At 58.4% G+C, this 12,063-nt stretch carries 9 protein-coding genes; all 9 read left to right on the top strand.

Annotation, left to right across the window (positions count from 1 at the left end):
- The first annotated feature begins 168 nt into the window (after positions 1 to 168).
- The 9 genes from EQG66_RS06180 (at position 169) to EQG66_RS06140 (ending at position 11,939) form a co-directional block, all read left to right on the top strand.
- The gene (locus EQG66_RS06180; protein ID WP_129403724.1) at positions 169 to 1,104 is read left to right on the top strand and encodes a hypothetical protein; all 936 of its coding nucleotides are present in this window, start codon (positions 169 to 171) and stop codon (positions 1,102 to 1,104) included.
- 30 nt (positions 1,105 to 1,134) lie between these two features.
- The gene (locus EQG66_RS06175) at positions 1,135 to 3,438 is read left to right on the top strand and encodes an ATP-binding cassette domain-containing protein (protein ID WP_129403723.1); all 2,304 of its coding nucleotides are present in this window, start codon (positions 1,135 to 1,137) and stop codon (positions 3,436 to 3,438) included.
- Positions 3,439 to 3,457: 19 nt separating this feature from the next.
- Positions 3,458 to 4,867: an FHA domain-containing protein gene (locus tag EQG66_RS06170; RefSeq protein ID WP_164975606.1), complete on the top strand. Its 1,410-nt coding sequence runs from the start codon at positions 3,458 to 3,460 to the stop codon at positions 4,865 to 4,867.
- A gap of 2 nt (positions 4,868 to 4,869) precedes the next feature.
- Positions 4,870 to 6,408: a trypsin-like peptidase domain-containing protein gene (locus EQG66_RS06165; RefSeq protein WP_129403721.1), complete on the top strand. Its 1,539-nt coding sequence runs from the start codon at positions 4,870 to 4,872 to the stop codon at positions 6,406 to 6,408.
- Between the two features lie 15 nt (positions 6,409 to 6,423).
- Positions 6,424 to 7,053 carry an FHA domain-containing protein gene (locus tag EQG66_RS06160; protein ID WP_129403720.1) on the top strand — a complete coding sequence of 210 codons (630 nt, stop codon included), beginning with the start codon at positions 6,424 to 6,426 and terminating at the stop codon, positions 7,051 to 7,053.
- Positions 7,050 to 8,318 (top strand): PP2C family protein-serine/threonine phosphatase, encoded by a 1,269-nt coding sequence (locus EQG66_RS06155; RefSeq protein ID WP_129403719.1) that lies wholly within the window; start codon positions 7,050 to 7,052, stop codon positions 8,316 to 8,318. Before EQG66_RS06160 ends, EQG66_RS06155 begins: the two co-directional genes overlap by 4 nt.
- A 220-nt stretch (positions 8,319 to 8,538) precedes the next feature.
- Complete coding sequence (locus EQG66_RS06150) at positions 8,539 to 8,874, top strand: FHA domain-containing protein (protein WP_129403718.1); 336 nt, start codon at positions 8,539 to 8,541, stop codon at positions 8,872 to 8,874.
- Positions 8,875 to 8,884: 10 nt separating this feature from the next.
- On the top strand, positions 8,885 to 10,027 hold the full coding sequence (locus EQG66_RS06145; RefSeq protein WP_164975605.1) for a Ppx/GppA phosphatase family protein: 1,143 nt from the start codon (positions 8,885 to 8,887) through the stop codon (positions 10,025 to 10,027).
- A gap of 154 nt (positions 10,028 to 10,181) precedes the next feature.
- Positions 10,182 to 11,939: a serine/threonine-protein kinase gene (locus EQG66_RS06140; protein ID WP_129403716.1), complete on the top strand. Its 1,758-nt coding sequence runs from the start codon at positions 10,182 to 10,184 to the stop codon at positions 11,937 to 11,939.
- Positions 11,940 to 12,063 lie beyond the last annotated feature (124 nt).

Here is a 12,063-nt window from a genome sequence, read left to right as displayed (position 1 = left end):
TGTCATGCCGATCAGTTCATAATGAATTATTTTGGGGGACGCACCGCGCAATTGCACAGCATGCAATTATCGTTGCGAATGAAGGCCATAATACAGCACGAAAAAACGACCATCAAAATTTCGATGGGAAGTGTTCCCATTTTTGAACAAGGACTGCTCTGAAATTTCTTGGCATCACTTGTTTTTGAAAGCATTACTCAACAAAATCGTACAACGAATCTCTTGGGGAATTACATCATGTCTTATCATGCCAAAATAGGCGGCGCTGTTGCGCTGTCCCTGATGATCTCATCTGCGTCCATTTCCCTGCCCGCAACCGCAGCGCCGAGCACTGCTTCGGCCAGCAAGCAATGCGACGTCGGCTTTAGTAAGGGCGCGAAGATCGGTGCTGTTGCTGGTGTTGTTATAGGAATCGTTGCGGGCCAAATATTTGGCAAGAAGGGACATAAAACTGAGACCAGTATAGCAATGGCCGGCGTTACGGGAGGTCTTGGCGCCCTTCTAGGCAAGGACATGGACAAGAAGGCGTGCGAAAAGGCCAAGCAGGCCATGACACTGGCGCTCACCACCGGGAAAAGCCAAACAGTCCCCGTCCAACTCGGCGACAACCAACAAGGCCAATATTCCTACATTATCGACAAGACATATTCACGCTCCACGCAGGCGTCTATCCCCGTATTGCAGGGTCGAGCAGTCGAAACGGCCAATACGGCTCCGCTGAGCGGTGTATACAAGGTCGTCAGCGTGGCCAACATCCGCAGCAAGCCGTCTGCGGCCTCCGGGTCAACCATGTTTGAAACCTTGCCGGTCAACAAACAGATGGTGGCGATGGCGTCCACGCCCGACAAGAAATGGCTGCTTATGTCCAGCACCGGTCGGGCAGCCGAGGGCTGGGTTCCCGCCGCATCGCTGAGCCTCACCTCGATGGATCAGACTCAGTTCATGGCGATGAACAAAGAGAGCCGCCCGGTATCCGTGGTTACGGTCGCGATGAAGCAAACCTGCCGTGACGGACATGCGCTCGCCATAACCGACAAGGAAAAGGCGACTGGCGCAAAAGAAAGCCGCTGCATGAACAGCAATGGACAATGGGTAACCGTCTGATCGGCTGAGGAGGACAGGCGGAGAACGGGCATGTATGCGCTCATAGACGAAAGCGGAAACAGACGTGATCTGACCGGCAATGGCCCATGGCTGATCGGTCGGCATGTCTCTGCCGATATCCGCTTCGATGATCCCTATTGTCCGCGCAAGGCTCTTCAACTGGAGCGGGTCGGCAATAGATTGATGCTGACGCCGCTGAGCGAGAGCAGCCCGATCCTGCTGGACGGGCGCGCAGCCTCGGATGCTGTGGAGGTTCGGGTAGGCTCCCTGCTATCCTTTGGGCAAACACGGGTTCGCCTATCTTTGGCGCAGGACGGTGAGGATCGCACCACCGCGCTGATCGGCCATGCTATGGCGAATGGCGGCGGCAACCGAAACAGAGGCGGCCCCGCGCTCATGCGTCCGGGATCAGTCATCGGGCGCGATCCAGGCGAAGGCGGCTATGTGCTTGACGATCCGACTGTGTCGCGTCGGCATGCCGAGTTGCGCCAGGGCCGTAACGGTGTGGACCTGATCGATCTGGGCAGCACCAACGGCACTTTCGTGAATGGCCAGCGCATCGCCGGCGAACAGATGCTGCGGGAGGGGGACCAAATCGTCATTGGTCAATCCCGTTTCGTGTTTGAGCGCGGAACACTCGTCATGCCGCGCATGAAGCCGGATCGGCCACTAGTGGTTGCGCAGGACGTGACGGTCGATGTCAGCACCGTTTCAGGCCAGCGACGTATCCTCCAGCCAAGCTCGGTCACAATACGGGAAGGCGAGGTCGTCTGTATCATAGGCGGCAGCGGCGCGGGCAAGACCACCCTGATGAACGCCATCGCTGGTCGGTCACCTTTGTCAGGTGGACAGGTCGACATTGACGGAACCGATTTAACAACTGAGTTCAACGCGCTCAAACAGCTTATGGCATATGTGCCACAGCGCGAGATCCTGCATGAACGGCTTACACTGCGCAAGGCGCTGGGTTATGTGGCGGAGCTTCGACTGCCTCTCGATACCCGGCCGGAGGAGCGGAGAAGCGCTATCGACGAAGCGGTGGCACGAGTCGAGATGAGCGATTTTCTGGACATTGAATTTCGTAAGCTGTCCGGCGGACAAAAGAAGCGCGCTTGCCTCGCCGCAGAAATTCTCTGCAAGCCACGCATCCTATTTCTTGATGAAGTCACCAGCGGTCTCGATGAGCAGACCGAGTTCGAGATCATGCGCCTGATGGCCAATCTGGCGAAGGACGGCATGACCATCATCTGCGTCACCCATGCGTTGGCGAACATTCAGGCTTTCTGCAATCAGCTTGTTGTGATGGCGCCCGGCGGGCATCTCGTATTCCAGGGAACCCCGGACGATGCGCTTCACCATTTCCGCGTTGACCGGCTGGGTAAAGTTATAGCGCTGTTGACGCCTGAAACATCCGAAGGCTGGGCAAAGCGCTATGTCGCGGAGCCAAGACGAGACAGCGATTACACAATGTCGCAGGGGGTTACGTCCCTATCCAGGCGCAAGCAGCGGTCCTTTCTCACCGCGTTTGCCCAAAAAGTTGATCAGACTGGTGTTTTGATGCGCCGCAACCTCTCCCTGTTGCTTGCCGACGGGCCGACGCTCACGCTCGCGTTGGTGCAGGCGGTGGTTATCGGTTTCTTTGTAGGGTGGGCATTTAGCGACTTCGGGGAAGGCTTCCAGATAGTCGAGTCGAAGAAAATTCTCATCACTTTATGTGTCATGTCCGCAATGTGGATCGGGGCGAGCGGCGCCTCCAAGGACATCGTTGCAGAGGCCGTCATCGTCCAGCGCGAACGCGATGTGAACTTGTCTTTGACAGCCTATCTGATCTCCCGCATCGTAGTGGGTTCCGCGTTCGTGACGGTGCAACTTGCTTTTGTTCACCTGCTTCTGCTTCTATTAAGCGACGGCATACCGGGTAATATTTTCGCACAGTTTTTCATCATCAACATGGCCGGGTATCTGGCAGTTACGATCGGGCTACTCGTGTCAGCGTCGGCAGTGTCCGAGAGCCAAGCGACAGCAATTGTGCCGTTGGTCCTTGTGCCACAGCTCATCACAATCGGTTCCATCGTACCCAATCCGCCGAAACTGCTGGCTGACTTCGGAGCGATCGCAGTGCCGACCAATGTGCTGCGTGAGGCGATGACGGCTGTTTTCGTGCGCAGCGGAGAAGTGGTCGAGACGATCAATGCCGCCACAGGCAGGCCGATCGCGCTGACCGCCAAGCCGCTTAATGATTCGCTGTCGCTGCTCGCGATCCACTATTTGGTGATCGTCAGCGCCACGGCTGTTGTTCTATGGTATCGCTATCGCAGCGGTGCGACACGATAATCGAGGGGGAATGCGACTTATGCATATTTATCGGACTTTCAGACGCTCGCTGCTGACTAGCCTACTCCTGACCGTCGGCGCAGCCAATGCCACTGAGCGAAAGCCCGACCCCCAGCCTGCTGCACCAGCGGTAGCTCACATCACTCAGGGCAAGGCAGACAAGGCGGGGGTTGCCGTTCGCATCAGCTCGGATACGCTGCTGACAAGCCTTTCCATGCAAAAGGGCGATGTTGTGCAGGTCTCTTTTGGCACAGGGGCGGCAGACCCGGCCAAGCATGGCCGCGGTACACGTCATGATTCTGCGGGTGCGGCAGCCGGAGCCGGCGGAACCGTGATTGCCGTCAATAAGGACCGGCATCTGGCACTGGTAAAGACCAATGCACAGTTGCTCGACAAGGCCGGCCTCACAACCTATCGCCTCGCTTATACTTCACCGGCCTTTGCCGATCCTCTCACGCTCCATGCGGGTGCAGCGCCTGAATTGCGGGCTGTGTTACAATCACCCAAGCGCTTTCTCGTCATCGACCGTGACCCTATTCGTATCACCGGTGATGCCGCGCCGGAAGGCGGTGCTCTCCTCAATGATTGCGGAGAGCTTGTTGGCTTCCTACCCGGCGGTGATTCCACGGAAGCAGCAGTTATACCAACTCTGCGGGCACTGATCGACGAAGCCAAGATTGACGTCGTGGACTCGACATCGAAATGCGTCATAGCCAAGGATAAAGATGGGCTGTCGCGCCTGATTACTGCGGAGAGCGATCGTGCCGGGGCTGCGCGCGCGCGGGTGAAGGAGCTGCAAGCACAAGCAGCCCTCTTCCAGCAAGGCAACTCAGCCGAGAATCAGGCGAAGCTTGCGTCTCTGCAAACCTCGATCAGCAACTACGAGCGCGTCGCACAGAAAGCCGAAAATTTGATCGAGACGATCAAGGATTATCGCGCAGCGCACAAGCGCGACATGATCATCACCATCATCGTGCCAATCTTGCTCGTTGCGCTGTTGGTTGGAGGCGCCTTCCTGCTTCGGCGTGGGCGACGGCATGAGATGGACCGCGAAAAATCGATCGCGGTGCTGCGCGCCAGATCTGACGAAGCCGAGCGCGCGCTCTCAATCAAGCCCTGGCGCGATGTTACGCTGCGCGGCCAGAGTGGCATTTTGAAGATCAGCGCGGCTCAACTTTCCATAACGGGCAAGGGCGTGGTCATAGGGCGCAATGCCCAGGAGTGCGACGTGCTGTTTGGCCCTGACGATGTAAGCCGCGTGCATGCGCGTCTCTTCGTTGGCGAGAACAGCCTGATGGTCGAAGATTGCGGCTCATCGCAGGGGACATTCGTTAACGGGCGCCCGCTCGAACCGCGATCGCCCGTACCGTTGTCGAGCGGGGACACGCTCCGCCTCGCATCTCACGAACTCGAAGTAAGGATTCTCTGACGATGCTTCGCCGCTTCCTCACGAAATGCGCCCCACTGCTGGCGCTGCTCAGCTTTTTTTCCTCCAATGCTGCCGAAGCTGGCAGCTTCGACTATCGCCGGGTGTCGGGATCGGTGGTGTATGTCGCCATCCTAAATGCGTCAGGCAAATTAGCGGGGCACGGATCCGGGTTTATCGTAGCCCCCGGCATCGTCGTCACCAACCATCATGTATCGAGCGCCGGGCAGGGCCTTGCGGTAGTGCCCAATGGAGACGACGGCAGCCATGCGGTGAAGGCGACGGTACTTCATTCCAGCCCGGTTCATGACCTTGCAGTATTAAGCGCGCCGGGTCTGGGAGGTCGCGCGCTCCCAATCGCGTCGGGGTCTCCGGCTTTGGGCGTACCTGTCTGGGCAATGGGCTTTCCTGGCCTAGCGGATGTCGTCAATGTAGAGGAAACGGTATCTGCATCACTGACCTATGGCACAGTCTCGCGGGTATTCAGTGGCAGAGCGGGTAGTGGCGATGCCAAAAATCCCACATGGCTGATACAGCACAGCGCACAGATTGCACCGGGCAATAGCGGTGGACCGTTGTTCGATCAGTGCCACCGTGTGGTCGGCATCAACACGCAAGGTGCATCCAAAGATGGGTCGACCTTCCTGTTCTCCGTTGCATCACGGGAACTGGTTGCAATTCTGAAACAGGCTGGTGTCGCCGCCAAATATTCCGGGGCAGCCTGTGGCGATACGCCCGCCGTCGGCACTGCAGGCGCGCCTGACCAATCGCCTCCCCCCGCGAAGGGTGGCGACAACGCAACTGACGCTCTACCGGAAACGGCACCAGCACAGAAGCCGGATGCCGAAGAGAGCGCACGCATCCAGGCCGAAGCGCGCGATCAGGGCCGCGAAGCCGCAAAACAAGCTCGCCAGCGTGCTGCTGCTGCCCGTGCCGCGCAGCGGGCTGCCGAAGCAGCCAGCAACGAGGTCGAAGCCAAGCGTCAAGCCCGCATAGCGGAGGACGCCGAACGAACGGCCGAGGAGCTGGAAGACTATACCGAAAAGCTTGATAAGCAGCTGGAGGAGTCGGTCGATCCGCTGGAACGCTACACGCCCATCGCACTGGGCAGCGCGGGGGTACTCGGCTTCGGTGGGCTGATCTGGTGGCTTAGCCGCCGCCGCAAGTCTGTTCTGGCCAAGCGGGCCAGTCAGGCAGCTCTTCTCAGCAAGCGGGAGAAGGATCTTTCCGCCCAGCAGGATCGCGATGTCGTTCTTGATAGCGCGGAAGGGGCAGTGAAGCTGCCCGGTATCGATCTGGAGCGCGGCGTTATCGTCGGGCGGTCGATCGAAATGGCCGACGTTGTCATCCCCAAAGAAGAGGTCAGCCGCGAACACGCACGATTCACGCGCCAGACAGGCCGACTGTTTATCTGCGACATGGGATCGGCGAACGGACTCTTCCTGAACGGTCGGCGTCTCACGCCGAACCATGAGGAGGAAGTACGCAATGGCGATCGTGTCAGCTTCGGTCCCAACATCGTCTTCACTTGCAAATTCCGTTAATTACAGGAGAACATCATGAACAGAAGAGACAGTTCTGGTGACAAGCCCACGCAAGTGGCGCGACCGGACAAGCAAGGCTGGGGGCTGGGAGTCGACCCGGACGATGTCGACGGCGAGAAGGCGACGAGGATTGCAAGGAACAGCGGGTCGGGCGATGCGGGGAAAAAACAGGACGCAGTGCGTCAAGATAGTAACGCCGCTGGGACCGATCACGATGACGAGGAACGCACACGCCTTTTCAAATCGCCGAAGCAAAGCGGCAAAATAGATCTGTCGGAAGTTCCGGTTGGCTGGCTGGCGATAGTAAATGGACCCGGTTTCGGCAACGCTCTCCCTTTGTTCTATGGCTCCAACAGCATCGGGCGCGGCGCGAATGTAGAGGTTCCGTTGAACTTCGGCGATGAATCCATCTCGCGCGGTCCCCACGCTCGGATCATCTATGACGCAAAGGGCCGATCATTCTATGTCCGGCCCGGTGAGGGAACGGGATTGACATATATTGATGGGCGGCCTGTTCTGGCGCCACTGCCCCTCACGCCGAACATGCAGATTGAAATCGGCCACACCACTCTGCGCTTCATCCAGCTTTGCTCCCCGGAGTTCGACTGGCAGGATTTGCCGGCGGCGAAGGATAGCAACCCGTGAGCCAATTCAACGCGTTCGGCTCTGCCAAGACGATTGGGCAGCGCAAGGCCCAGGAAGACAGCATTGCCTGGACGGAAGAATTCGTTGACGGCGCCATGGGACGCCCAAGGCTTGTTGTGGTCGCGGATGGCATGGGTGGACATGCCGCCGGGGATGTAGCGAGCGAGCTTGCCGTTAAATCCTTCATCACTGCCTATCAGCGGGATACGAGCGGAGAGGCGACGATCTTGCGCGAGGCGCTGGACTGGGCAAACGAACGTCTTGCGGATTTCGTTGCGCGCAACAGCTCTGCTGATGGAATGGGCTGCACTGTCGTCGCGCTCGAATTGAATGAGGAGGGATCCGCCTTCCGTTGGCTGAGCGTTGGGGACAGCCTGCTCCTCAGCATACGCAAGGAGGGCATTTCCCGCATCAACGAGGACCATTCCTTTCGCGAGGAACGACGGCGCACTGAGGAAACCGGTGGTGATGTATCGGCGGTGCCGTCTGCCAATATGCTCCGCTCGGCAGTGATGGGAAGCCATATCCCGCTTGTGGATGATCATACCGTTTGGCGCCGCTTCTCTGAGGATGAGATACTGGTGCTGGCCACGGATGGCATCGAGACAATCGAGATGGACCGCATCGCCGCTATCGTGCGAGGAAGCGCAGATGCACCGAGTGCCGCAGAAGCCCTGATTGCAGCAGTGGAGCAAGCGCAACGCCCCCGGCAGGATAATACAACGGTAGCAGTCATCTTCGGCGGCTCGGCAAGTATTGGAGATGTCGCGGCGGGCAGCGCGAACAAAAAGGCTGAGCGCAAGTCATCACCGTCAGGCCGTCGAACGTCCAGACAATGGCAGGTCGGTTTGCTCACAGGCTTGCTCGCCGGCCTTGCTCTTGGCACCATTCTTGGCGCGTTGGGAACTTGGCTGATCCTAAGCCCGGACAAGGAGAAAATCGAAGAAGCGGCCGACAACGCCAGCGTGACGGGCGATACAGCCAAGGCGCGTGTGCCTATAGCGGGGGTGCCGCCGGTGCCGCAACCCGCCGTAACCAAGGCGGATGCCACGACCCGGCTTGTTGATACACCGGCTGTCGTGGAAAAGCCTGCTCCAGTTGTTAAACGGACGGAGCGATCCAACGCTGGCGATAAGGGCGAGCCGCTTAAACCGACGCTCACAGGGAACGGGCCTGCGACAAAATCGGCACAACCGGCGGAGCCGACTCCTGCACCCAATCCTAGTAAGGCCGGGCAGGGATCATCCCAAGATGAAACATCATAAATAACCAGAGCAGAGGCAGATCATGTCGGAAACAACCAAAACATCATGGGGCCCCACCCGCAAGCCTCGTCCTCAACGAGCGCCAGAGCCGGCAGCAATAGATGCTCTGACAATCACGCCGGATCGCGATGATCAGACCCCCCGCGCGCCGATTCCGTCAGATTCTGCTGAAATCAAAGCCCCAAAACGTGGTATAGAAGAAGCCGTCGTCGGCTGGCTCGTGATTGTCGATGGACCGGGCAAAGGAGCGGATTTCCGTATCGTATCGGGCATCAACTCTGTGGGGAAGGGCGGCAGTGCGCGCATCAGGCTGGAGTTCGGCGACAAGGGCATAGAGGAAGGAGCGCATTGCCGGGTTACATTCGATCCGCGCAGTGGGGGGTTCTACCTCAGCCCCGGCGACGGCCGCTTCATCTGCTATACCAATAACAAGCCGGTGCTATCCGCGCAGGAACTGGAGCCGATGCAGGACATCGTTCTGGGCGATACTACGCTGCGCTTTGTTCCCTTCTGTTCGCCAAACTTCAACTGGGCCGAAAATGGCCGCTGGGAGTAAAAGGATGAGTATGAAATCGTCGATGGACCGTCGAGACATCCTTCTGGCAATGGGGGGATGCGCCGCACTGTCGGTAGTACCGCCACTTTTTGCGGCAGAGCCCCCTCGCGATGGCAAGCCATGGGCATTGATCGAAGTAGGATCGAGCGGCGTGAAGCCCTCAATCGTTCGCATCAAGCGCGGCCTGGAGCCTGATCTTGAGGTGATGAAAGCATTCGAGCCGACAGAGGCCAATGCCATCGACCCCGGCAACGCGCCTTTGGTGGCAGAGGCGGTCGCGAAAGCCATCACACAGATCAAAGCCACAGGCCTTGCCTTTGAGGCCATAAAGCTGGTTGGGTCCAGCGGCGTAGCATCCAAAGCCGACGTTCGCGACGCTGTGGCAAAGGCTGTAGCCGAGCGGACCGGCCTCGTCATGAATTTCATTTCGGTACAGAAAGAAACCGAATACACGTTCGACGGCGTGGTCAACAAGGTGCGCCTCAGCCATCGACGGCCACAGGTCACGATGATCGATATAGGGTCAGGGAACACAAAAGGGTGCTATGTCAGCACAGCACCCGACGCCTCTGAACAATTCCATCATTTCAGCATGGATTTCGGAACAAAGAGCTTCGCCCGCAAAGTTTCATCGGCACAAGGCGAAGACGAAAGTTTCACGGCAGCCGCCAACCGCCTGGCCGATGCTGATCTGCGCGCCGAAATTCGCAAGATGGTGATCAGCGCCGGCGCAATCATGGCACAGCGCAACCGCGTATATCTCAACGGGGGGCTTCCGTGGGTGCTGGCGACCACGCAGGCGCCGCTGAATACGGATCGTTATGTCCCGCTGAAGCCAGCGGATATTGATCGGTTTTGCACCCTCGCCCAAACCGATCAGGCAAACCTCTTCGCAGTTGATACCAGTGCCATCCCAGCAGGCGCCCACAAGGATCTCATCGCTGGCGATCTGGGACGTATGGCTTCCGGCAAGGTGTTCACACCTGAAGAGCTGAAGGCAGGCGCGGCTCTGCTGCGTGTGCTGTCGGAAGAGCTTGTATTCGCACGTAAGACGCTGTTCTTCACCCGCCCCGGTAGGTTGGCATGGATCATGGGTCTTGCCTTCTTCGACGCCGCTGACGGCAAGATCTCGAAAGAGGTTCTGCCCAACTAGGGCGAAGTGACACCAAGCGGAGGCATAATTGGGGGAGCTTCAACCAGGATCGGTTATATCGCCACTGCGGGGAGGGTCTCACTCAAATTCCGCAGCAGAGCCGCGCTATGTCATAGACAGATGTCTGGGCGCAGGGGGGTTTGGCATAACCTATTTGGCGCGCAAGGAGGCGCTGGCGGGACCATCCGACCTCGATTACTCGCAATATCTCTGGTTGCAGCCTGGCGAAGCTGTTGCAGTAAAGGAGTTTTTCCCCGCCCAATTCGCAGAGCGCTCGCTTGGCGAGTCACGCGTCCAGCCCAGCTCTGGCTTCGAGAGGGTAGAGCATTTTAACCTGTTTCTCACCCGCTTTCGCAAAGAGGCGGAGCGCCTGTTTTTGCTGACCTGCCTGCGTGCGATTACCGCAGTTCATAAAGCTGGCGCAACCGATCTGGCGGGTGCAGACAGAGAACGGATAGAGCGGGTGAGTGCCTTCATGGAACGCCTGCCCCATCTGGGAACCCGCTCGGACCTCACAGATGACGCCCTCGACGTTATTGTCGATTTCGACGACCGGATGCGCGAGATTGCCTTGTCCGCCTTCGCTACATCACCACTGCCCATAGTATATGATTTCTTCGAGGCGAACGGGACAGCCTATTATGTGATGGAATACCTGCGCGGGGGATCGTTGCGGGATGTTCTGGGCACCGGGCGCGCGGCAGGCACCAATCCGGCACCGTGGCCTTATGCGATCTTCCGGCCATTTACGGACAAGTTGCTCGACGGGTTGAGCGAACTTCATACCGCCTTGCCTTCCAACCCGATCATTCATTGCGACATCAAGCCGGGCAATGTCATGTTCCGCAATCAGTCTGCCACGGCGCCTGTACTGATCGACGTGGGCCTTTCGCGATCCATGACAGGAAGCGGTGATGGCGATACGTCTTACGTTCCTGCCTATACGCAACGCTATGCCCCGCATGAACTTATCCATGAAGCGGAACAGCTTGCCGCGGGCAAGGGGCGCGGCGATGAGATCGGGCCGTGGACCGATATTTACAGCGCCGGGCTGATGCTGCTGGAGATTGCGACGAAGCCTCTGAGCTTAGGCCCGACAGCCCTGATGAGCACCCGCGCCCAAGGATCGCGGCAACTGGAAGCATTGAGCAAGGCCCTTGCTTCTATCCCATCAGACTATCCAAACAGTGTTGCTCGCGGCCTCCGGTCCGCAGTCGAGTGGGATATAAAGCAACGGCCTCGTTCCATCGCGCAATGGACCGACATGCTAGATCTTGACCGCGCCGTTCCAGGCAAAATGACAGATGCCGACAAGAATGGCGAGAAGCGCAAGCCGTTTCCTGTTTTGGCAGGCCTTGTGGCATGTCTGCTTCTCGTTGCGGGTATCTATGCTTTCGTAATGCCCGGTTCAGACAACAATGAGGGCGGTCGGAATATAGCAAATTCGGATGGAGGAAATGCTCTAGTATCGGGAGAAACCCCCAAGGAACCGGACGCGAACGATGAAGACCGTGGTGATATTCCTAAGCCGCCTGTCGCGGTGACGCAGGATGATCCACCGGCTCCGGCACCAGTCAGGCCGGTTACTGATCCGCCTGAGACGCCAGCCGCACCACGCTCAAGCGATTTTCTGGCCCAGGCACCCAACATCGGGTTCGGCAACATACGCCCCATCCAGCTAGCCAGCGCTATAGAAGAGCTTGAAAAAGACTCAGGCGGGCCGGTAAACGGCCCTGTAGTGGTGAACCAGATATTAGCGGGAAGCCGCGCCGCCAACGCAGGCGTAGAGGATGGCGAACGCTTTGCCCGGAGTTGCAGCAACGGTTCTGCAAGCGCGGCCATCAGCCAGGCGGAGCAAGGACAAGGCACAGCCTGTCTTATCAATCAAAGAGGGAAAAAGATTTGGCTATGATCGGTGTTTTGTGCGGAATGACAACGTCATCATGACATATTGTGCGCTATCCCTCAGGCACTTGGCCGTTGCGGTCCTATGCGCCTGCGCTCTGGTAATGGGCCCGGTGGCAACGGACGCGCAG

Source organism: Sphingobium fluviale (assembly GCF_004122115.1).
GTDB classification, from domain to species: domain Bacteria; phylum Pseudomonadota; class Alphaproteobacteria; order Sphingomonadales; family Sphingomonadaceae; genus Sphingobium; species Sphingobium fluviale.
This window is presented reverse-complemented; position numbering and strand designations above follow the sequence as displayed.

Coding starts and splice junctions, on each gene's coding strand:
- EQG66_RS06170 (WP_164975606.1), top strand. CDS start 3,458: ATGCATATTTATCGGACTTTCAGACGCTCGCTGCTGACTAGCCTACTC.
- EQG66_RS06145 (WP_164975605.1), top strand. CDS start 8,885: ATGAAATCGTCGATGGACCGTCGAGACATCCTTCTGGCAATGGGGGGA.
- EQG66_RS06160 (WP_129403720.1), top strand. CDS start 6,424: ATGAACAGAAGAGACAGTTCTGGTGACAAGCCCACGCAAGTGGCGCGA.
- EQG66_RS06175 (WP_129403723.1), top strand. CDS start 1,135: ATGTATGCGCTCATAGACGAAAGCGGAAACAGACGTGATCTGACCGGC.
- EQG66_RS06165 (WP_129403721.1), top strand. CDS start 4,870: ATGCTTCGCCGCTTCCTCACGAAATGCGCCCCACTGCTGGCGCTGCTC.